Here is a 21,425-nt window from a genome sequence, read left to right as displayed (position 1 = left end):
AACCCTTGGGGTCGGGCCAAATGGCGGCCGGGCGGCGGGGTGCGCGGCAAGCGCGTGTCAGGGAAAGAGCCCGTCGCAGTTCCTCCCCTATTTTTACGATCGGGCTTTCGCGGGCGTCCGGCTCATCTCACGCAAGTGTTCAACGCCCTCGCGTATCGGGAAGGTGTTTTGCGTTCCGTCCCGAAGTCGCAGCGACACCGTCTCGTCGCGCTGGTCGCGTGGGCCCACCGTGATAAATATGGGGATTCGCTGTTCGCGTGCATCGACGATCTTCCGTTCAAGCCGCTCAGGCCTGTCGTCGAACACCGCCCTTAGTCCAGCTTCATCAAGCAAGTTCATCACGCGTTGTCCATAACCCACAGTGGGGGGCAGTGCTGGGGGGCGGTTTTGGGGTTAGTGGTCGGGGTTGATGCTGGGTTGGTGCTTTCGGAGTTAGCGGTCGGGGTTGATGCTGGGTTGGTGCTTTCGGCGTTAGCGGTCGGGGTCTATGCCGGGTTGCTGCTTTCGGCCGTGGTGGTCTGCGAGAGTCGGATTTTCTCTTTATCACTATTAGCCACTGTGCGTGGCGGCACGTCATTTCTTTGTCCAAAGCGACAAAGAAACGAAGCAAAGAAAACGCTTTCAACCACGCTACCCTAAGTGTCCACAGCGTGCAGTTTCTATTCATAGGTGCCCCAAAAGCACGGTGCTCGCCAGAGCCACCGATGTGTGAACCCCTCCTTCTCGCGAATCCTGACACGAACACGCTTCGCCCCGTACGCTCTCGGGCAAGCACCATTGCCAAGGAACCCGCGCGGCCTTACAGATATTTACGGCTGCGGTTTTTTGACGGGTTAGCTATCTGGTCTGTGCGACCGTATTCATAGGCCACGGCTTGATGCGTGTTTGTGTTTACTGCTTCAGTTTTTGTGAATTGGCGGCGTGTTCTGTGCAGCTATGTTCGTCGGTTACGGCCTTACGCATCTTCGCGACCTCGTTTCCAGCAGGGTTGGCGACATGGTTCGAGGCGCGTACAAATTCGGTGGTCGGTCGTCCGCGGATAGCGCGGGGTGCTCCTTGGGCAGGTTCAATCACTGGTGGCGAAGCGTGTGGGTATCCGTGTTCGGAGAAGGAGGGGTTCAAACATCCGTGGCTCTGGCGAGCACCGTGCTTTTGGGGCACCTATGAATAGAAACTGCACGCTGTGGACACTTAGGGTAGCGTGGTTGAAAGCGTTTTCTTTGCTTCGTTTCTTTGTCGCTTTGGACAAAGAAATGACGTGCCGCCACGCACAGTGGCTAATAGTGGTAAAGAGAAAATCCGACTCTCGCAGACCACCACGGCCGAAAGCATCAACCCGGCATCAACCCGGCATCAACCCCGACCGCTAACCCCAGACCCGACCACCCCAGCACTAACCCCGCCCACTAACCCCAAACCCACCCGAACCCCAACCCCGTCCACCGGCGCGAGCGAAAAATAACCGCCTGCGTCCTTAATCCAGCACAGTCACCGGCGCAACCGCAGCCGGATCGCTAATACTGGGCCGCCCGTTTTCAACATGACCCGCAAGACGACGCAAGAACGTCGGATCGTCGTTGCTGGTGACGCTCAGGTCATACCAATGATGACTCGCGGCAAGAATCCACGACTCTTCGATGAACCCCAACGACGGTACCAACACCGGACGCGGCCGAGCACCGTAGGCATTATCGACCACCGATAAGCGCGCAATACCACGGCCCCGGTTCGTGAACTGCAGGGACACATTGCCGTTCGCGACATCGTATTGCGCCGCCAGTTCAGGGGCAGCCGGCGGATTGGACACACTGCTGCTCCCCGGCGGCGTCAACGTACCGGTAAACTCGCGCACGAATCCGTTCGGACCATAGACCGTGAACGCATAGATGCCCGCCGTTCTGTTGATGTCGAAGCTGTCGCGCAAGGTCTTGCCCGCTTCAACCGTATAGCGCCACGGACCGTCAGTACGGTTCGATGAATAGACATAGAAGTGCGCGCCCTGCGAGCCAGTATTGGCGAAATGAAGCGTAAATTGCCTGTTGCCCGCATTGAGACTGCTTTGTACATACAACTCGTAGGGCAGCGCGCGAGCGAAGCGCGTACCGGGCTCCTGCGGATCAATCACGCCAGGTACGGCCGGCACCGTCGGAGCCGGTTGCGTGGCGCATTGATTGTCCGCAATCGTCTTGTAGTTGCTGGTGTCGGGCAGCACCGGCATCTGCGCGTCGGGCGTGCGGAAATCAAAGACCGTAGTCAGGTCGCCGCATACCGCGCGACGCCACGGCGTAATGTTCGGCTCCACCACCCCAAAGCGTGTTTCGATAAAACGAATCACCGACGTGTGATCGAACACCTGCGAGCAAACGAAACCACCCTTGGTCCAGGGTGAAACAACCGTCATGGGCACGCGCGGGCCGAGGCCGTACGGCAGGCCGTCGGCGGTGTAGCTGCCACCCCGTCCCGGATTGACGACCGTATGGAGTTCGCCTTCGGTTGTCACCGTCGACAAGCCTTGTGAGCGCGACATGGGCGGCTGCGGCGGCACAAGGTGGTCGAAGAAACCGTCGTTCTCGTCGTACATGACGAACAGCACGGTCTTGCTCCAGACCTCGGGGTTAGCCGTTAGCGCATCGAGAATCTGCGACGTGTATTCTGCCCCGTAAGCCGGCGTGTATTTCGGATGCTCCGAGTACGCTGCGGGCGGACACAACCACGATACTTGCGGCAATTGGTTCGCCAGCACGTCGGCTTTCAGGTCGTCGATCGTACGCACGGCGTTCGCGCGCAACTGTAGTGAAGAGCCTTGTGGCGCATTGATGATGTTCACAAAATTCTGCAGGATGTTGGTGCCGTAATTGCCGTTCAGCGGGTCGGCGCCGGTCAGGCCCTGCTGGTAGATCTGCCACGAAATACCGGCCGCTTCCAGACGTTCCGGATAGGTCGTCCACGAGAGCAACTGATACTGCGGCGGACCGTCGCCATCCACATAGTCGTTGTTGTCGAGCAGCGGACCGCCTTGCGTGCCGGTTGGATCGACCATGCCCGTCATGAGGTACGCGCGGTTCGGATGCGTCGGGCCGGCGAGCGAGCAGAAGTAGGCATCGCAGACGGTGAAGGCATCAGCAAGCGCGTAGTGAAACGGAATGTCGCTGCGCAGGTGATAACCCATCGTCATGTCCGTCTTGTACGCAGGCCACTGATCGTAACGGCCGTTATTGATCGCGTAGTGAGTCGGATACCACGAGTGATCCAGATCGCCAATGCACTGAGCGCTGGTCGTCAGCGTATTCAGATGAAACGGCAGCACTGGCTTCGTTGGGTCTTCCTTCGACGGCTGGAACCATACCGGCTGACCGCTGGGCAACGCGATCGGGAAGCGGTCGTTGTATCCGCGTACACCTCGCATGTGGCCCATGTAGTGATCGAAGGAACGGTTCTCCTGCATGAACACAACAATGTGTTCAACGTCGTTGATCGATCCGGTGCGCCGTGACGCCGGAATGGCGAGCGCTTTGCGAATCGATTCGGGGAACACCGTCAACGCGGCGGCGGCGCCGGCTGAAGTAGCAACGGTCTGCAAGAAACGGCGGCGGCTATTCAACGTCATTTTGATTCACCTCGTGGCGTCATGATAGGTGCAGCAATGCCGTCCCGGTCGAAGGACTCGATCGGAATGGGGATTTTTATTCACTGGAGCGCGTCGCTTGCGGCGTCACTCGGAAGCGTCAGGCGCGGAATGAAGGACGGGTGTGACCTGCTGCGCATCCAACGCGAGGCTTGCCTGAGCGGCCGCAATGGGACTGCTCGCGGCCTGGCCATCGGTTGGTGCGGCCAGCATGAGCGGCTCGACGGCGCTGGCCGGCAATGACGAGTTGGCCGAGGCTTGCGTGTCGCTGACGCTTGCCTGATCGTCTGGTCCGCAGGCGGTGAGCGCCATCGTTGCTGATGCCATTAGTGCCAATATCGCGGTTCGTTTCATGCTGTCTCCGCTTGTCGGGGGATACGCGCAAACGTTTTCGTTGCATCGCGGACGCCAGTCTGAAGATGCTTCAAGAAAGTTTTGTGAAATATTTGGTAAGGATTGGTAAGGCGCGGCGAGACACTAAATGCTGTCAATTAGCTTTCGCATTGCATATCGGAAAATCGAAAACTAGTTGCATAGCGAATCATTTTCTCCTAGAGTGTTTTCATGTTCGATCACTGCATCTACTTCAACACAACGGCACTTGCGCGAACCCTCGAGCGCGAGTGGGCGAACGCGTACAAGACGTTTGGTCTGACGCCGCCGCAGGGATTCATGCTGCGTGCGGTGCTGGCGAAGCCTGGCATCGTGCAGAGCGAGTTGGCGTCTGAACTCGCCATTTCGCGGTCCACTGCAACGCGGACCCTGGACGGTTTGCAGAAGTTGATGTTTATCGAGCGTCGGCTTACCGCGTCCGACGGACGTGAGACCGCGATTCATCCGACTGGCGAAGCATTGCGAATCAAGGACCAGTTGAATGCCGCGAGCGCCGCAGTCACCAAACGTTTGAAGGCTGAACTAGGTGAGAAACGTTTTGCGACTACAGTCGCAAGCGTGAAAGATGCACGGTCTAACCTCGACTGAATTTTTTCCTTAATAGTTGTATAGCGAACTAATTGGAGATGAAAAAATGCCGATTTTGAGCGTGAAGGTAAGCATTGAAAAATCACCCGAGGCTGTTGCGGCCATATCGGACATGTTGCTTGAACTGACATCCAGTATCCTGGGCAAGAAGCGCGAGGTAACGGCGATCACCATTCAATTCATCGACCCGGATAGCTGGGTAATCGGTGGCCGGCTGCTAAGCGAGCAGAAAAAATCCAGCTTCTATTTCGATATCAAGATCACCGACGAAACGAATACGAAGGACGAGAAGGCACGGTATATCTCGGCTGTTTTTGAAGGGTTCGGAAGGATATTGGGCGATCTGCATGAAGAGAGCTATATCCATGTTGAAGATGTCAGGGCGGCTTCGTATGGATACGGCGGCCGCACGCAGGAGTACCGGTACCATCACTGAATTTTTCGCTCGCGGGTAGCGTGACGCTCGACCCGCCGCCGGTGGCGCGGGCGCGCAATATCGATCTCGGTTTCGAGCATGAGACGGATGCCGGGGTCATGGGGAATCGGGAATTGCTGGCGAAGCTGTGCGGCAATCTCATCGATAACGCCGTTCGCTATGCCCGCGACGGCTCCGCCAACCGGTGGCCTGCCGCTGGAAGTGTTCCTGTTCGTGAACAGGACGAGCTGGGAATCGTACGAACAAATTCAGTCGGATATGTTCGACTACGTCGATGGCATCTTGCCGCTATTCCACTTGCGCGTCTGGCAAATGCGCTAGCGGCGCCGGGTAGGAGCCCGGTCGCGCCCGCGTTATCCAGCCAGCCCTTCGACAATACATACGACAACAGCAAAAGCGCCAATACAGGCGGCCAAAGTAGCTGCTGCCTTCGCAAAAGGGGTCATGCCGGGCTCCAAATCTGTTAGGGAAAGCGCATTTTATATTGAAATGAAAGCAAAAAGAAATAAATGTATTAAATGAAAGATTAAAGAAATCAGGCGCTGTTGAAGGGTGGACCGCTGGATCATTACTGACTAGGGCTCGCAAATAATAATTAAGTATCCTTAGTACCTTGCCATAAAAACGGCCCGGCGCGCTCTGCGTCAAGACGTGCGTCCGGCGTTTCCGATCGATGCCAGTGATGAGTCACGAGCGCCGCTGCCCAGTCGATCCCCTTGCTTATCGGACGGTATCTTGGCGGGGTTCTAATCGCTAGCGCGGGAGAGAGACTGTCACGGAACACGGTGACGGCGCCGACGGAGCAACCGCCCCGGAAACTCTCAGGCCCAAGGACCGCTTAGCAGGAACATCTGGAGAGCGGCGCTTTAATGCGCCCACCGACGGGGATGTCGTGCGTACAACGCCGCGACTGAAACTCTCAGGTAAACGGACAGATGGGGCATAGACGCCGGCAATCCCGGCGATGCCCAACTTTCATCCGGACCTTGTCATGTCGCGAATCGTCATCATTGGATCCGGTGTTACCGGCATCACGAGTGCTGGGGCTAGTGGTCGGGGTTGATGCCGGGTTGGTGCTTTCAGCGTTAGTGGTCGGGGTCAATGCCGGGTTGGTGCTTTCGGCCTTAGCGGTCTGCAAGAGTCGGATTTTCTCTTTATCACTATTAGCCACTGTGCGTGGCGGCACGTCATTTCTTTGTCCAAAGCGACAAAGAAACGAAGCAAAGAAAGCGCTTTAACCGCTCTACCCTAAGTGTCCACAGCGTGCAGTTTTGATTCATGGGTGCCCCAAAAGCACGGTGCTCGCCAGAGCAAAGGATGTTTGAACCCCTCCTTCTCGCGAATCCTGACATGAACACGCTTCGCCCCGTACGCTCTCGGGCAAGCACCATTACCAAGGGACCAGCACGGCCTCACGCGTTCTGCCGGCCGTGTTTTTTGATGGGTTCGCGGCCTGGTTCGCGCGGCCATATTCGTGGATCACAGCTTGATGTCTAGCAGCTCGATACGTGTTTAGTGCTTCAGTTTTTGGTAAGTTGGATGCGTGCTTACACGGTTATTTTCGTCGGTTGCGGCCTTACATATTGGGGGGCTTTATTACTTGGCTGGTTGGCGGCGTGGTCCGTCGTGCATACAAATTCGGTGGTTGGTCGTCCGCGGATAGCGCGGGGTGCCCCTTGGGCAGGTTCAATCACTGGTGGCGAAGCGTGTGGGTATCGGTGTTCGGAGAAGGAGGGGTTCACACATCCTCCGCTCTGGCGAGCACCGTGCTTTTGGGGCACCTATGAATAGAAACTGCACGCTGTGGACACTTAGGGTAGCGTGGTTGAAAGCGCTTTCTTTGCTTCGTTTCTTTGTCGCTTTGGACAAAGAAATGACGTGCCGCCACGCACAGTGGCTAATAGTGATAAAGAGAAAATCCGACTCTCGCAGACCACTAACCCTGAAAGCACCAACCCGGCATCAACTCCGACCACTAACACCCCAGCACCACCCTCCCCACGCCCCCAAACCCGTCCACCGGCGCGAGCGAAACTTCTCGCAACGGACGCTCAACCGGTGCATCAAGCACAAGACGTCCAAACTCCTGCGCGGCCAGCGTCGGTTCACCCTTGCCCCACAACAGCCTGAATTCCGCTTCCGGCAGGAGTGGCAAACCATACTGCCCATCGACCACCACAATGCCCGGCTCCAAGTCATCGCGTGTCAGCGGCGTGATCGCAAGCCCCGCCATCACGGCGGCACGGATACCCGACTGACTCGACGATGTAAAAGCGACATGCCAATCCACCGGCAAGCCATCCAGCGCTTCGAGCGCCACTCGCCGATTCACACACGGCGCAGGAAACAACGCGAGCGGCAGCGACGCCCCCTCTCGCGCTTCGAACGACTCAGCCGCCGCCCAGACGAACCGCGTTCGCCGCAACACGATACCGTCAGCATCCCGATCTGCCTCCGAACCCACGCACAGCACCACGGCAAGATCCAGTTCGTGCGCGGCAACCATCGCCTGCGAATCAAGGCTCATGCCCACGCTCACGTCCAGCCGAACATTCGGAAATGCGCGCGAGAATTGCGTCAGCAGAACAGGTAACCGTTCTCCCATGAAAATATCCGGTGCTCCAAACCGTACAACACCAGAAGCCGGCGAAGATTGAAAACGCTGGGTAACCGCGTCCATTGCATTCAGGATTTGCATCGCGTAACGCAAGAAATCCTCGCCATCTTCAGTCAGCGTCAAACTGCGCGTGGTGCGATATAAAAGCGGCCGCCCCACTTCTTCTTCAAGCCGCCGTATCTGGTGACTGATCGCGGACTGCGTGAGGTTCAGCCGCCGCGCCGCCTTGGTAAAACCGCCAGCTTCCGTGACAGCAACAAACGCGCGCAGGAGGGCAAGATCGAGGTTCATGGTCGCAATCAATGATGACGAAGCTTAATCAATGATAGTAAATTAAATCATTTCCATCATAAAGCAAGACCGCCGAGAATAAATCTAACGACTTCTTCCGGTAGCCTGCCATGGATGTTTCGCCTCGCTTAGCAAATCAACTGGCTGTCACGCTGCTGCTGACCGCCGTGATCGCCGCGACCTACGGGTTCGGCGTTTACCTGTTTCCCGTCGTCCTGCCGCAGATGAAACAGGACATCGGCTTCGACTATGCACAGGCCGGGTACATCACGGCTGCGCGGCAACTTGCCAATGTCGCGATGGCGCTGTTATCGGGACTCGCTGCCGCTCGTTTTGGGGCGGCCAGGGTCATGCTCACGGCGACCGTGCTCTCGGCCATCGACCTCGCTGGCCTCGCGTTCGTCGACAACACATGGATGATGGGCGCAGTTGTCGTCACGCTCAATGCCTGCGCCGCCGCGACCTGGGTCCCGATGATGGCGCTGGTCGCACCATTGATCGATGAGCGGCATCAGGCAAAAGCAATCGGTGTCATTGGCAGCGGCACGAACTACGGCGTCTTGCTGAACGGGCTGATGGTGCCCGCGTTGCTGGCGTCGTGGGGCTGGCGCTCTGTCTGGCTCGTGAGCGCTGTCCTGACCGCCGTGTTGAGCGGCGTAATCGCCCTCGTGTTTGCACGGCTTGGCCGTGCGTCGGCCGCACAGCCAAGCGTCACGCCACCGCGCCAGGTCAAGCGTCCGACCGAACGCCTCGGGCTGCGGCGCATGCTCGCCAGACAATTCCTGCTGGTGTACGCCATTGCATTGTTATGCGGGTTTGCCGGCGTGCCGTTCATCACCTATTTCTCAGCTTATTCGCACGATGACCTGCATCTGGGTCTCGATGTAACAGCGCACGCGTGGGCGCTTGTGGGGCTCGTCGGCGTGGTAAGTGGACTGGTGCTCGGTATGATCGGCGATATGCGTGGCAGTCCTGATCGAAACGGGAACACGCAACGCGACGGCATGCGCACCGCACTCGTCAGTGCCGGGGTCCTGCTTTTGTGCGCGTCGCTGATCGCCGCGTCGCGTCCGGGCAGTTATGCGCTGATGGTCGCGGCGGTTGCCCTGGGCTTTTCGTTCTTCCCGATCTTCGGCCTGCTGCACGCGTATGTCGGCAAGACAAGCGAACCGGCTCTCGCCGCGATAGTATGCGGAATCTGCGAAGCGGCGTTTGGTGTGGGCGGGGCGTTGGGAAACGTGCTGGGTGGCTTATGCAAGACCGTATTCGGTTCGTTTCAGCCGGTGTACGGGTTGGCATCGGCGGCATCGGTCATCCTCGTCGGACTGGCGTTCCTCATGCCGAACACCCGGCGGGCTACGCCGGTTTGCAGAAGCGGACTCGCCGATTTTCGGTGATGGCATAGCGAGCAGGAGTACTGCCCAAGCATGGGCAATACTCCATACCATGAATTCATTCCGCTACCGGTTTCACGCCTCCCTGACCTGCATTTGCGTCCGAATTACGAAAGCAAACCCGGACGCAAACCGTACACGCACATCATCTAAAGGAACGACTGCACAAAGCAAGGTTAAAAACCACGCCTGCAGAAACTCAAAAATCATCCCCGCTCTTCGAATGCGCGACGCAAAGACAACGCAATACCTTGCGCGGCCCGCTTCACTTCATCGAGTGCTGGAAAGGTCGGCGCAACGCGCAGATGCCGATCGCGTGGATCAAGGCCATGAGGGAACGCAGCGCCTGCTGGCGTCATCGCAATACCGGCGCCAGCGGCCAGCGCGACCGTGCGTTTAGCCAGGCCATCGGGGCTATAGAGACTGATGAAATAGCCCCCTTGCGGGACGGTCCAGGACACGCCCGGCAGATCGGCAAGGATCTCGCTGAAGGCCGTTGTCATGGCGTCGAACTTGGGTCGTAACAGCGCCCGATGCCGCTCCATCAAACCTTCCAATGTCTGCCGGTCCCGCAAAAACCGTACGTGCCGGAGTTGATTGAGCTTATCCGGTCCAATGGTCCTGATAGCCGAGCAACGCTGCCACCAGTCGATATTTCGCCGCGACGATGCAACGAACGCTAACCCCGCCCCGGCAACAGTAATCTTGGACAGCGACGCGAACACCAGCGCCCGGTCCGGATGCCCCGCCGCCGCGCAAGCCTCGATCATGTTCAACGTGGTGTGCTTGTGCTCAGTCAGGTGATGGAACCGGTACGCGTCGTCCCAGAACAGGCGAAAGTCGGAGGCGGCGGTTTGCATCGAGGCGAGACGGCGAATTGTATCGACCGAGTAGATTTCGCCGGTCGGATTGCTATAGAGCGGCACGCACCACATGCCCTTGATGGCCGGATCGGCGGCGACCTGTGCTTCGACAAAATCCATGTCGGGACCATCGCCTGTCAGCGGTACCGGGATCATACGCACGCCAAGCGCCGCGCAGATCGCGAAATGGCGGTCGTATCCCGGCACGGGACAAAGGAACGCGACGTCACCCGCGTTGCGCCACGGCTTGCCGTCGGCCATGCCATGCAAAATGGCAAACGCCATGGCGTCATGCATCAACTCGAGGCTGGAATTACCCGCAGCCACCACCTGCTCCACGGCAACCCCAAGCAGATCGGCGCCGAATTCACGTGCCTCGGGCAGACCCAGCGCATGGCCATAATTGCGGCAATCAATACCGTCCCGCGACGTGAATTCACCCGCTTTCAGAGCGTTGGCCAGTGCGTCCGAGGACAGGTCGAGCTGTTCCGGAGACGGTTTTCCGCGGGTCATATCGATTTTTATTCCGAGCTTCCTGAAGTCATCGTAAGTCATCGACATTGTTTCTTTTCCGGCGTTTTCGCGTTGAGAGACGCCCAGTATGTGAGGCTCATCGGATTCAGGAAAGCGAGTTATATTGAAGACTTCGTTCAGATTTTCTGATACCTCCAATACCCATGAAAACCTTCGACCTGGATGCGCTCTCCATGTTTGTTGCCGTTGCCGACACAGGCAGCTTCCTGCGTGGCGCCGCGCTCGTGCATCGTTCGCAATCCGCCGTGAGCATGCAGATCAAGTCGCTGGAGGCGTCTTTAGGCAAACCCTTGTTTTCGCGCAAGCCGCGCAACATCACGCTGACACAGGACGGCCATGTGCTGCTCGCCTACGCGCGGCGTTTGCTTGCCCTTCGCGACGAAGCCTGGGCGTCGATTGTTCGCCCGGACGTCAGGGGCCGGGTGTCAATCGGGGTGCCGGACGACTATGCATCGTCTCTCCTGCCCTCCGTGCTGAGAAAATTTTCGGCCAGCTACCCCAAGGTCGAGATCCAGGTCATCGGCATGCCGAGCAACGCACTGGCGCCGCTCATCAAGGAAGGCAAGATCGATCTCGCCTGCATGGCGCGAATGAAGGGGTTGAGCTGCGAATTTATCCGGCTCGAACCCATGGTCTGGGCCGGTTGTGCCATCGGCAACGAAGTCTGGAAGGAACGTCCGTTGCCCATTGCCGTCTTTGCACCGGGTAGCGTCGCGCGGTCCAAGGCGATCCAGGCGCTCGAACGGGCGAAGATCAGCTATCGCACATCTTATGAAAGTCCGAGCCTGCTGGGCCTTTTCAGCATGGTCGAAGCGGGGCTCGCGATTGCCCCGCTGTCCCGATGCAGCGTTCCGGAACGGTTCGTCCAGCTCGGCAGCGCGGAGGGCCTGCCTGCCCTGCCGGACCTGGAAATCGTGCTCGCGCGCAGCGCGGGATCGAACCGGCCGCCCTGTGATTTTTTGGCGGAACAGATCCTGACCGACCTGCGAATCCGAGCCGCTGCGAAGTAATGCGGTCCGCCGGCCAAGCTGCTATGCACGGGCCGCTTTCGGCTTGATTTGCGCTCTGCCGGCAAACTCTTCGAACCCTTCAATAGGCAACGGCCTGCAAAAATAGAAACCCTGGTACGCATGGCAACCGACACTTGCCAGGAAGTCGCGTTGTTCTTCAGTCTCCACGCCCTCGGCAATGACCCCTAATCCCAGGCTCTGCGCCAGCGCGACAATCGTCTTGGCAATGGCTGCGTCGTTTGGATCGACGAGCACGTCGCGCACGAATGACTGATCGATTTTCAACTGATCCAGAGGCAGGCGCTTCAAATACGAAAGCGACGAATAGCCGATACCGAAATCGTCCAGTGAAAAGACCACGCCCCGGGCCTTGAGTGCATGCATCTTTTGAATGATGTCCTGCACGTTGTCCACCAGCACGCTTTCGGTCAGTTCCAGCTTGAGCCGGTTCGGGTTGGCGCCCGTTCGACGGATCACGCTCAACACCTTGTGCACGAAATCGGGCTCGCGGAACTGCTGCGCGCTGACATTGACTGCGATCGTCAGGTAGGACATGTCCGGCCGCGTTGCCCATGACGCCAGTTGAGTACACGCGGTTTCGAGCACCCAGTTCCCCAACGCCAGGATCATCCCGGTCTCTTCAGCGAGGTGGATGAACTCCGCGGGCGGCACGAGACCGCGCTGGGGATGTTGCCAGCGCACGAGCGCTTCAGCGCCCATGATCCGGTCACCGTCGAGCACCTGTGCCTGGTAATACAGCAGGAACTGATTGCCCTCTATCGCCTGTCGCAAGTCTGCCTCGAGCGCAGCCCGTTCCACTACCACGGTCTGCATGGCCGGGTCGAAGAAACACATCGCGTTGCGCCCCAGTTCCTTCGACTTGTACATGGCGAGGTCGGCCTGCTTCAGCAGTTCGTCGATGGATGTCTGATAGCCCCGGAACACAGTGGCGCCAATGCTGGCAGTGCTGCGGTAATCGATGTCATCGAGCTGATACGACTTGCCAAGCACGCCAAGGATTATCTCGCCCACGGCTTCGGTCTGGCTGGCCGCCTCTTGCCAGGTTTCGTCCAGGCTTCCGAGCACCACCACGAACTCGTCGCCGCCTACCCGCGCCACGGTATCGCCGTCACGTACGCTCGCAGCCAGACGCTGCGCCACCTGCTGCAACAGCAGATCGCCCTTGTCGTGGCCCAGGGTGTCGTTCAGCGTCTTGAAGTGATCCAGGTCGATGAACAGCAGCGCACCGCACGCTCCGCTTCGCGCGCTGACCGTAATGGCCTGCGTCAGACGATCCAGCAGCAGCGTGCGGTTGGGCAGACGCGTCAGGGCATCGAAGAAGGCAAGCTCCTTGATGCGCTCTTCCGCGATCTTGCGTTCGGTGATGTCGTGATGCGTGCCCACATAGTGGCTAACGACGCCGCCTTCGCCTGTCACCGCCGAGATCGTCAGCCATTTCGGATAGACCTCGCCATTCTTGCGACGCCCCCAGATCTCGCCCTGCCAGCCGCCCATGCGGTGGATCGTTTCCCACATCTCGCTGAAAAAAGCGTCGTCGTGATGGTGCGAGCGCAGCAATCGCGGCGTCTGGCCCACGGCTTCTTCAGCGGTGTAGCCGGTGCACTCCGTGAACGCCGAGTTGACGCGCAGGATGGTGTTGCTGGCATCGGTGACCATCATGGCTTCGAGTGAATCGAAGGCGACTGCCGCAATCCGCAGTTCGGCCTCGACTTGCTTGCGGTCGGTAATGTCGCGCCCGCTGGTCCGGAAACCCGTGAAAACGCCTTTGGCGTCGGTGATCGGAACCCAGGAAACGGATAACCAGACCAGCGTTCCGTCCTTGCGAACGCAGCGGAATTCGAGGTCGTCGCCACGGAAGCCCTGAAGCCCCTTCAGGAACTCGGGGGCAACGCGGGCGCGGTCATCGGGATGGATCAGCGTGCCGGCGAAGTCGGTCATGGCCATGCATTCGGCGACGGTGTATCCGGTGTATTCCTCGACCGATGGATTGATCCAGCGTGGTTTGCCATCCGGTCCCCACCAGACTTCCCAGTTCACCGTGCAGTCCGCGATGGCACGGAACTTCTCCTCGCTCTCGCGCAACTCGCGGGTCATCGTGGAAGCCAGCCGCATCGCGCGGCCGCGGCCAGTGACCATCAACCAGGCGAGCAGTGCCAGCAGCAGGCTCAGACCGGTACCGGTGACGGCGATCAGTGCTTCGGCGTTACGGCCGAAGCGGCCCTTGAAGTCGTCCAGGGTGCTCATCGAGAGCGTCCAGTTGTGCCCTGCGACAACCAGGTACTCATTGGCCGAAATGAGCGGGGGCCGATGCTGCTCGCCCATGACACGGGAGCGATACAGCAAGGCCACGGCGGACGGCTCCACGCCGTCGTAGATGGCGAACGCGAGTCCGGGCAGCGGGTCGCCGTAAAGGCTGGCGATGACATCGTGCATGCGAAACGACGCGTACACCCAGCCGGCAAGATGCGCCCGGCGCTCGACAACGCTGTCGTGCGACTGGCCCCGGTCATAGATAGGCAAGTACATGATGAAAGCAGGTTTTGCATCCGGGCCGATGTCCACGCCCAGACGGACTTTCCCGGAGACCGCCACCATGCCGGAATCGCGCGCCTTCTCCATGGCCTGCCGCCGCACAGGGTCGGCCCACGAATCCAGTCCGAGTGGAGCGAGGCTGCTGGTAGCGGGCGGTTCGCGCTGAATGATCGGCGCGTAGTTCTCACGCAAGCCCTGCGGCTGGATGGTGTAGCCGGCAAAACCCATCTGATGCATCGCGGCAATATGAGCGTTCCTGCGCGCTGCCGGTACCCATTCGATGACCCCGATAGTCTGGATGCCGGAAAAATTGGCGTCGAGATTGAGTGCGCTGACGTAGTCGCGCAAGTGGTCACGGTCCATCTGGCCGGTGGCGGCGAACAATCCCTGCACGCCGCGCAGCATCTGCTCGTAAGTCGACATGCGCTGTTCGACGCGGCTGACCACGTCGCCCAGTGAAAAATTGAACTGGGAGAGCAATTCGTTGCGGGAAGCTTGCCGTTCGTGATCCCAGACTATCCACGTGACGCCAAGCGCGGCGGACAAGATCAGCAAGGGCAGCAATACCAGGCGCGCCCAGGTCACGGGGGTGCCTGGAAATCGACCATGGATCTAGCCAGATCGGGTTTGAAGTACTTCTCGAAAATACGCAGCACGGTTCCGTCTGCGCGCATCTCGTTCACCAGCGCACGCCACTTGTCCTGCTCGGCTGGCGGCAGCGCCTTCTTCGACATGATCACGCCATGAGGGATGGCGGGATCGTTGAACTCGATGATAGTGGTGACATCGCGGATATTCTTTTCATCCAGCGCGGGGTAGTCGAAGGGCTCCATGATCATGCCCTGGATACGCTGATGGATCAGCGCCTCGTACAGCGGCGCCAGGCCGCCGGCCTGGCTGACACGATTTTCAGCCGCGAGCGTGTCGACCAGCTTGTTGGCGGAGTCGCTGTACCGGAAGCTGCGAATCACGCCCAGTTGAAACTGGTCGCTACGCTCGAAATCGGCTAGCTGATGCATGCCCGCGTCCTTGCGCACCAGCAAATAGTATTTGTTGCTGAAGTACCAGGCGAACGAAGCGAAGCGGTTACGCTCGTCGTTGGCAATGCCGGACAAGCTGAAATCGAGCGCGCCGGATTCGATCAATTGCCAGATGCGTGCGCGCGACATGAGGCTGACATTAATCTTGCAGCCGCTGCGGCGGATCAGTTCGTCGGCGAAATCCTTGTCAATACCGGTGTCGGTATCGGCGGAATAAAGCAGGCCGTGGTCATGCAGTGCAAGCGTGAAGGGACGTGAGCAATCCGGGCCTGCCGCGACCGCGCGGCCGAGGCATGAGATCACCAGTAGCAAGCCGCCCAGAGTGTGTCGGATCACAGCGTCGCCATGGTGGTGGAAGTGACTAGAATACAGCCCTCTTTTTATTAACACCGGTCGCGGGGGCGTGCTTGGTGATTCAGGCCCCTCGACAACGAGTTATGCAGGGAGTCTTTTTCAAGACGCCTTTGCATATCCGATCTGCCGCACGGAAAACGACAGAAAATTGCTTATTCTGGCAGTCCCGGCAGGTAATCGGTTTAGTAAAAATGATAACGCCCCGTGAATTAATACTACCGGACGCTTATTAAAACTGCAACTGACGGGAATCATTTGCCAACCCCCGGTGTAGCTACGGGTTCTACCGTACCGGCAACAAGTGGCATTGGATTCCGCCGCTGTAGAGCCATGTTCCGACCTTTGGCTGTCAATGGTCTGCACGTCGGCGCATAGGCTAGCTAGTGCAAGTGACAGATTCGTGTGCCCTGTTCGCGTCGATAGTTTTATTTCGCACCCGTCAATCCCCTGATTAAAGATCGGGCTGTCTCAACGGCAAGCGCATAGACAAGGAGGGTTTTCCACTGGAATGAAATTAAACGTCCGCAACACTCACGAATCCATTTGATGGCGTTACACGATGGCGTTAGACAACAGTGCTATTGCGATAGCAAAGGATATCGATATCGCAATGGCACAGGACGCGCGATTCGCATGATTGCGTGCGAGCGAATGCGCGTTGTATAGGCTTTAGTTGCCGATTTTCAGCAACTCGACTTCAAACGTCAGCGTGCTGTTCGGCGGAATCGGGCCTACGCTACGATCGCCGTACGCAGTTGCCGGCGGGCACACGAGCTTGGCCTTGCCACCCACCTTCATCTTCTGAAGGCCTTGTGTCCAGCAAGGGACTACCTGGCCGAGCGGGAACGATGCCGGCTGCCCGCGCTTGTACGAGGAGTCGAACTCGGTGCCATTCGCGAGCGTGCCGCGATAGTTGACGGTCACCGTGTCGGCGGCGGTAGGCTGCGCCCCGGTGCCTTCCTTGATCTGCGTCACGATGACGCCGGAAGGAAGCGTTTCAGTCGCACCCGTAGCAGCATAAGCCGATGACGAAGCGATAAAAGCAAGAGCGAGCAGCAGTGATACTTTTTTCATAAAGCGTCCAGAACGTCCCGAAAGTGGGTGGGGTGAGTAAAGTACAAAGTCAACCAAGCCAAGCCAAATACAGTAGCACGGACAGGCCACGGCATGGCAGAACCTCGTTTCGAGACGATTCTTTACGGTTCTTTACGGGTAAGCTCGGGTGGACTTCAGTGTGGGCCGCGTGCGTTCGCCAAACGGGCCTTCTGCACGTTTCGCTGCGCAGGATTGAGAGTAAGACTGGGTCATGGTGACAAGCGTCGCAGGCAGCCCCTCAGGGGCCGCAGCGCCCACGAAACAATGTCCAGGAGCCACGGCAAGCCGGTTAAAAGTCGCCAGCGGCAATGGCATGGTGGCCCAAAGCCGCACTCGCGTGCTGACAAACGCTCAGACTTCCGCTATTTCCTTATTTTTTGCGGCAAGCGTCTCCCGCACGGCGCGGGCCGCCAGGATCATGTTTGTCAGTGCCGCTTCTGTCTCCGGCCAGGTGCGCGTTTTCAAACCGCAGTCAGGATTGACCCATAGATGCTCCGCAGGAATGACTTCGCATGCACGTTCAAGCAAGCGCTGCATTGTCTCCGCGCTCGGCACCCGCGCCGAGTGCGAGTCGTAGACGCCGGGCCCGATTCCGTTCGGGTAGGCAAACGCACCGAAGCCGTCCAGCAACTTTATTGAAGAGCGCGATGTCTCGATCGTAATTACGTCCGCATCCAGCGCCGCGATGGACGGAAGAATGTCATTGAACTCCGAATAGCACATATGGGTGTGAATCTGTGTTGCATCGGAGACGCCGCTAGCGGAGATCTTGAATGCCCGAGTCGCCCAGTCAAGATAACCGGGCCACTCGGCCCGGCGCAAGGGCAAGCCTTCGCGGAACGCCGGTTCATCGATCTGGATAATGCGAATGCCGGCCTTTTCAAGGTCTTTTACCTCGTCGCGAATGGCCAATGCAAGCTGCAGCGCTGTTGTTTCGCGGGGTTGATCGTCACGGACAAAAGACCATTGGAGCAGGGTCACCGGTCCCGTAAGAATGCCCTTCATCACGCGGTTGGTCAGGGATTGCGCATGGCACGTGTTGTCCACCGTCATGGGCTCAGGACGATAGATGTCGCCGTAAATGATGGGCGGCTTGACGCACCGCGAGCCGTAATTCTGAACCCAGCCGTTCTCCGTCAGCGCATATCCCCACAGCTTCTCCGCGAAAAATTCGACCATGTCGTTGCGTTCCGCTTCGCCATGCACGAGGACGTCGAGTCCGAGTTCCTCCTGCTTGCGCACGGCTGTTGCAATCTCCGCACGCATGCGTTCCAGGTAATCGAGTGCGCCCAGTTCCCCGCGCCGGTACGCCGCGCGAGCTTGCCGGATGGCTGGCCTCTGGGGGAACGAACCAATGGTCGTGGTCGGCAGGAGCGGCAACCTGAGCGTATGCCGCTGCACTCGCTTGCGCATGGCGAAAGGACTTTTACGGCTTGCCATCGCGTGGGTGATGGCAGTGGTCCTTCGCTGCACGAGGGTATTGATGGTCGTGTCAGAACTGCGACGTGTATCGAGCGCTGTGTTCGACGCGGCAAGTACAGACCCGGCTTCCGCCGAATCGCTTAATGCGAGCGCGATGGCGGCAACCTCATCAAGCTTTTCAGTCGCGAACGCAAGCCATGACGTTAACCGGTCATCGAGCCTTTTCTCCGAAGCAAGCGTAACCGGCACGTGCAGCAGAGAACAGGACGGAGCAATCCATAAGTTATCCGAACGTTCTTCGCTCAGGCTCCGGAGCGCGTCGACGATTTTGTTGAGGTCTGCCCGCCAGATATTCCGGCCGTCGATCACACCCACCGACAGCACTTTGTCCGCCGGCAGCACCGCGCGCCACGTGTCCAGTTGCTCGGGCGCCCTGATCAGGTCGATATGAACACCCTGCACAGGCAGCTTCGCGATGAGCGGTGCATGGTGAGCGGCCGTGTCGAAATAAGTGCCCAGCATTACCTTGTTGCCTGACACGCCAAGCACATCGTAAGCCGCGTAAAAGGCCTCGATCCATTCGTCATCCAGATCAAGGCACAGTGCCGGTTCGTCCAGTTGAAGCCATTCAATCCCGCGTTGCTTCAACCGGTCGAGAATGCGCATATAGCGAATCAGGAGTTTCGGCAGAAGTGAAAGCCGGTCAAAGCCCGGAATGGGGCTCTTGGACAGCCACAGGTACGTCATCGGGCCGATGAGAACCGGCTTGACAGAATGATCCAGTGCGAGCGCTTCATCGATCTCGTCGAAGAACCAGTCAACGCCACCATTGAATGTCGTACCCGGTCCCAACTCCGGCACGAGATAGTGGTAATTCGTGTCGAACCACTTGGTCATCTCCATCGCGGGTTGTGCCTTGTTGCCCCGCGCCAGCTCGTAATATTGCGCGAGCGAGAGCGCCGACGGCTCGAATTCGAACCGCTCAGGCAACGCGCCCAACAGCGCGGTCAGGTTCAGCATCTGGTCGTAATAGGCGAAGTCGCCAACCGCTACGAAATCCAGCTTCGCCGAGCGTTGCAACGCCCAATGGCGCGCACGCAATGCCGCGGCGACGCTATGCAAATAAGCATCGTCGCACTCCCCGCGCCAGAACGCCTCTTGCGCGACCTTGAGTTCGCGATGTGCGCCGATGCGCGGAAAACCATGTAGATGAGTGCGAGCCATAACGCGTCCTTAACCAAGTGGCCCACAGTCTGAATGCCGGCGTGTTATTCAACAAGCGACATGTTTTCATCTTCCTATTAGTTTCATTCATGTCGGCGCAACTTGCGCATCCTTGCGCACTCTGCCGGGAAGCGCGGGTTCTCGCCGACGCTTATGGGCAGATGATCTTTTCACGAGCCGACGCGATCGATACGTCCTCACTTAGCAGCGAGCAAATTCGGGCACTGACGGGTGCGCTGGATCAACGCGGTTCGGTGCGTTAGCTGTTTGTGTTCGATTGGGAAAGTAAGGAACGGAGCCGCCCGAACCCGTGCGGCCTCGCTCATGCCTTAGCGGCTAACTTCCAACTCGTCAAAACGTTTTGCACGATAAATCAGGACCGACACGATCCAGCTAAAGGCGAAAATACCAATAATCACAAAGCCAAGCGTGCCGAAATTATCGTTCAAGGTCCCTATGGCATCCCACACCGGGCCTTGCAGTTTCAATTGATCGGCGAGCAGCCCCAGCGCCTCTATACCGCCAATCACGACGGCCACGATGACGGACACCAGCGTGATGGTCATGTTGTAATAGATTTTCCGGATCGGCTTCAGGTAAGCCCATCCGTAAGCACCGAGCATCAGGTGACCGTCCAGTGTGTCTATCAGGGACATGCCCGCACTGAACAGCACCGGGAACACCATGATCGCCCAGGGAGAGAGCCCTTGCGACGCCTGGGTTGCCGCTATGCCGAGCAAACCAATTTCAGTCGCCGTATCGAATCCCAGACCGAACAGGAAACCTAGCGGATACATTTGCCAGCTTCGCGTGATCATGCGAAACAGCGGGCGAAAGATGCGAGCCAGAAATCCGCGATCGGCCAGAAGCAGATCGAAATCGTCATCGACATAAGCACCACCGCTCCGGATGTTGCGCCACGCTTTATAGATCGACCTCAGGATAAGCAGGTTCATCAGGGCAATCGCGAACAGGAACAGCGCCGACACCAACGTGCCGACCACTCCGCCAATTTCCTTATAGTGGTCGAATCGGCCTTGCATGGCCGACGTTGCAACCGCCACGCCGACAGAGGCGAGTACGACCACGCTCGAGTGCCCAAGGGAAAAGAAGAAGCCGACCGCGACGGGGCGTTTCTTCTCCTGCATGAGCTTGCGCGTGACATTGTCGATAGCGGCAATGTGGTCGGCATCCACCGCATGACGCAGCCCAAATCCGTAGGCCAGCAATGCGGTTCCCAGCAGTACCGGATGATGACGGAACGCCACCAGTGCCCAAACCCAGGCGACAACATTGATCGCAATCAATATCCCGTAGATGCCGAAAAGCTTGCCCCGCACTTTGGCGCCTGAGTCATTAAAAATCTGTACGAGTTGAGAAATCATCTGGGCAGCCCTCGGGAAGACGCGTCCCGCTTGAATTGGAAAACGATCGGGAGGAGAGGTCTGACTCTTGGTTCGACAATCTAAAAGCTTACGAACCAAATACAGTGGCGCGACCGTGCCGGGTTCTCACCGGCTTCTCCCCTTGTGTGCTTTTACGCCGTGCCTGTCGCGATGTCTATGAATTCACGGGCAACATGTATCAGCCATCGATCATACCTAAACCGCGATCAACTCCCGCACGCCCTGCGCTTCCATATCCGCACCTGCACCACCCGCGACGATCTCACCGCGGCTCATCACCCAATACCGGTCGGCAAGCTCGCGCGCGAAGTCGTAGTACTGTTCGACCAGCAGCACCGTCATGCCCATTTCATCGACGAGTTGACGCAGCGTGCGCCCGATATCCTGAATGATCGACGGTTGAATGCCTTCTGTCGGTTCATCGAGAATGAGTAGCTGCGGCTCACTCATGAGCGCCCGGCCGATGGCCAACTGCTGTTGCTGGCCGCCCGACAGATCGCCACCGCGTCGACCTTTCATCTCCTTGAGCACCGGGAACAGCTCGTAGATCCGGTCCGGGACTTTCGATGGCGCTCGGCGA

At 58.6% G+C, this 21,425-nt stretch carries 17 protein-coding genes, 1 pseudogene and 2 riboswitches; of the genes and pseudogenes, 7 read left to right on the top strand and 11 right to left on the bottom strand.

Annotated features, from left to right (window positions below):
- Positions 1-93: 93 nt before the first annotated feature.
- The 3 genes from HB376_RS24125 to HB376_RS24115 form a co-directional block, all read right to left on the bottom strand.
- Positions 94-360, bottom strand: a complete 267-nt coding sequence (locus tag HB376_RS24125; RefSeq protein ID WP_346730566.1) for a His/Gly/Thr/Pro-type tRNA ligase C-terminal domain-containing protein — start codon at positions 358-360, stop codon at positions 94-96.
- 1,114 nt (positions 361-1,474) lie between these two features.
- On the bottom strand, positions 1,475-3,607 hold the full coding sequence (locus HB376_RS24120) for a phospholipase C, phosphocholine-specific (protein ID WP_213766192.1): 2,133 nt from the start codon (positions 3,605-3,607) through the stop codon (positions 1,475-1,477).
- Between the two features lie 105 nt (positions 3,608-3,712).
- Entirely contained in the window at positions 3,713-3,979 is a 267-nt protein-coding gene (locus HB376_RS24115; RefSeq protein WP_213766191.1) for a hypothetical protein, read from the bottom strand.
- A gap of 210 nt (positions 3,980-4,189) precedes the next feature.
- Between HB376_RS24115 and HB376_RS24110 the strand changes: the two genes are divergently transcribed.
- From HB376_RS24110 to HB376_RS24100, 4 genes and pseudogenes are all read left to right on the top strand, one after another.
- Positions 4,190-4,606, top strand: coding sequence for a MarR family transcriptional regulator (locus tag HB376_RS24110; protein WP_213766190.1), 417 nt, complete (start codon positions 4,190-4,192; stop codon positions 4,604-4,606).
- A gap of 46 nt (positions 4,607-4,652) precedes the next feature.
- Complete coding sequence (locus tag HB376_RS24105) at positions 4,653-5,042, top strand: 4-oxalocrotonate tautomerase (RefSeq protein WP_213766189.1); 390 nt, start codon at positions 4,653-4,655, stop codon at positions 5,040-5,042.
- Positions 5,043-5,050: 8 nt separating this feature from the next.
- Positions 5,051-5,206 (top strand): annotated as a pseudogene (locus HB376_RS41195) (sensor histidine kinase); the annotation flags it as partial.
- The gene (locus tag HB376_RS24100; RefSeq protein WP_213766188.1) at positions 5,202-5,363 is read left to right on the top strand and encodes a hypothetical protein; all 162 of its coding nucleotides are present in this window, start codon (positions 5,202-5,204) and stop codon (positions 5,361-5,363) included. The pseudogene HB376_RS41195 and the gene HB376_RS24100, both read left to right, overlap by 5 nt.
- Positions 5,364-5,883: 520 nt before the next feature.
- Positions 5,884-5,987, top strand: a riboswitch (glycine riboswitch).
- Between the two features lie 1,030 nt (positions 5,988-7,017).
- Here the strand turns inward: HB376_RS24100 and HB376_RS24095 are convergent.
- Positions 7,018-7,950 carry a LysR family transcriptional regulator gene (locus HB376_RS24095; RefSeq protein ID WP_213766187.1) on the bottom strand — a complete coding sequence of 311 codons (933 nt, stop codon included), beginning with the start codon at positions 7,948-7,950 and terminating at the stop codon, positions 7,018-7,020.
- Between the two features lie 110 nt (positions 7,951-8,060).
- On the opposite strand from HB376_RS24095, the gene HB376_RS24090 reads away from it, so the two are divergent.
- Positions 8,061-9,347 carry an MFS transporter gene (locus tag HB376_RS24090; RefSeq protein ID WP_213766186.1) on the top strand — a complete coding sequence of 429 codons (1,287 nt, stop codon included), beginning with the start codon at positions 8,061-8,063 and terminating at the stop codon, positions 9,345-9,347.
- A gap of 203 nt (positions 9,348-9,550) precedes the next feature.
- Here the strand turns inward: HB376_RS24090 and HB376_RS24085 are convergent, their stop codons facing one another.
- A complete protein-coding gene (locus HB376_RS24085; RefSeq protein WP_213766185.1) occupies positions 9,551-10,768 on the bottom strand; it encodes an aminotransferase class I/II-fold pyridoxal phosphate-dependent enzyme in 1,218 nt (405 codons plus the stop codon).
- A gap of 116 nt (positions 10,769-10,884) precedes the next feature.
- On the opposite strand from HB376_RS24085, the gene HB376_RS24080 reads away from it, so the two are divergent.
- The gene (locus HB376_RS24080) at positions 10,885-11,751 is read left to right on the top strand and encodes a LysR substrate-binding domain-containing protein (protein ID WP_213766184.1); all 867 of its coding nucleotides are present in this window, start codon (positions 10,885-10,887) and stop codon (positions 11,749-11,751) included.
- Positions 11,752-11,772: 21 nt separating this feature from the next.
- Here HB376_RS24080 and HB376_RS24075 read toward each other — a convergent pair whose 3' ends face one another.
- The 4 genes from HB376_RS24075 to metE all read right to left on the bottom strand — a co-directional run bounded on the left by HB376_RS24075 (position 11,773) and on the right by metE (position 19,439).
- The gene (locus HB376_RS24075; protein ID WP_213766183.1) at positions 11,773-14,889 is read right to left on the bottom strand and encodes an EAL domain-containing protein; all 3,117 of its coding nucleotides are present in this window, start codon (positions 14,887-14,889) and stop codon (positions 11,773-11,775) included.
- Positions 14,886-15,680, bottom strand: coding sequence for a transporter substrate-binding domain-containing protein (locus tag HB376_RS24070; RefSeq protein ID WP_213766182.1), 795 nt, complete (start codon positions 15,678-15,680; stop codon positions 14,886-14,888). The genes HB376_RS24075 and HB376_RS24070 overlap by 4 nt, the downstream gene beginning before the upstream one ends.
- A gap of 687 nt (positions 15,681-16,367) precedes the next feature.
- Positions 16,368-16,772, bottom strand: a complete 405-nt coding sequence (locus tag HB376_RS24065) for an FKBP-type peptidyl-prolyl cis-trans isomerase (protein ID WP_213766181.1) — start codon at positions 16,770-16,772, stop codon at positions 16,368-16,370.
- A gap of 372 nt (positions 16,773-17,144) precedes the next feature.
- Complete coding sequence (gene metE / locus HB376_RS24060; protein WP_213766180.1) at positions 17,145-19,439, bottom strand: 5-methyltetrahydropteroyltriglutamate--homocysteine S-methyltransferase; 2,295 nt, start codon at positions 19,437-19,439, stop codon at positions 17,145-17,147.
- 89 nt (positions 19,440-19,528) lie between these two features.
- Here metE and HB376_RS24055 point away from each other — a divergent pair, with 89 nt between their 5' ends.
- Positions 19,529-19,702, top strand: coding sequence for a DUF3717 domain-containing protein (locus tag HB376_RS24055; protein WP_213766179.1), 174 nt, complete (start codon positions 19,529-19,531; stop codon positions 19,700-19,702).
- A gap of 66 nt (positions 19,703-19,768) precedes the next feature.
- Here the strand turns inward: HB376_RS24055 and HB376_RS24050 are convergent, their stop codons facing one another.
- Complete coding sequence (locus tag HB376_RS24050) at positions 19,769-20,824, bottom strand: HoxN/HupN/NixA family nickel/cobalt transporter (protein ID WP_213766178.1); 1,056 nt, start codon at positions 20,822-20,824, stop codon at positions 19,769-19,771.
- A 33-nt stretch (positions 20,825-20,857) separates the two neighbouring features.
- Positions 20,858-21,007: riboswitch (cobalamin riboswitch) on the bottom strand.
- A gap of 33 nt (positions 21,008-21,040) precedes the next feature.
- A partial coding sequence (locus HB376_RS24045; RefSeq protein WP_213766177.1) for an ATP-binding cassette domain-containing protein occupies positions 21,041-21,425 on the bottom strand: 385 nt, incomplete at its 5' end.

The sequence above is a fragment of the Caballeronia sp. dw_19 genome, from assembly GCF_018449515.1.
Classification (GTDB): domain Bacteria; phylum Pseudomonadota; class Gammaproteobacteria; order Burkholderiales; family Burkholderiaceae; genus Caballeronia.
Note: the sequence above shows the minus strand (reverse complement) of the source record. Positions and strands in the feature narration are given on the sequence as shown.